Source organism: Flavobacterium sp. UMI-01 (assembly GCF_019656315.1).
Taxonomy (GTDB): Bacteria; Bacteroidota; Bacteroidia; order Flavobacteriales; family Flavobacteriaceae; genus Flavobacterium.
Genome location: NZ_BPLU01000052.1, coordinates 1 through 644 on the forward strand (window position 1 = coordinate 1; position 644 = coordinate 644).

The 644-nt window shown below is 35.2% G+C and carries 1 pseudogene; it reads right to left on the reverse strand.

Features of this window, described 5'->3' with window-relative positions:
• Positions 1 to 644 (reverse strand): annotated as a pseudogene (locus K5R64_RS13575) (DUF11 domain-containing protein); the annotation flags it as partial.

Consider the following 644-nt stretch of genomic DNA (forward strand, 5'->3'; position numbering starts at 1 on the left):
CATTACCTGTATTTTGAACTTGGATAGTATATTTTATTTGATCTCCCACATTACTGTAAAATTCAGTATTAGATACTTTTACCACATTTAAAACTGCTTTTTGAGGTAAAGGTGTAATTGTGCATTCAATACATTGAGGGTTAATAGGACAAGTAATACATGGAGTAGGATCAGATGAAGTATCGCCAACATCTTCACCTCGAGGGGGATTTCCTGTAGAGGTTACACTGTTGTACACATATCCAGCATCAATATCTTCTTGTGTAATGGTATGAGTACCTGTGAAGGTTGTACTGTTAGAACTGTTTGGTTCTAAATTGATAGGATTTCCTATTATATTAAATCCGGGTAAGAATGGGTCAGTGATAGTGATATCGTTTAGTGTTACATTCCCAGTATTAGTTACTACAATTGTGTAAGTTATTGTCTCACCAACATTAGCAATACCATCATTATTAGCATCAACAAATGTTCCGTCTAATGTTACTTGAATCAATGGATTTTGATTTAAGATTGTAATAGTACAGTCCCTACAATCTGGTGCCGGAGGACATGTAGTACAAGGAGTAGGGTCAGTAGAGGTAGCAGTAATGTTATTGTTTTTAGGATCTTTAGCGTTAGCTGTAGCCAAGTTGTAAACAATA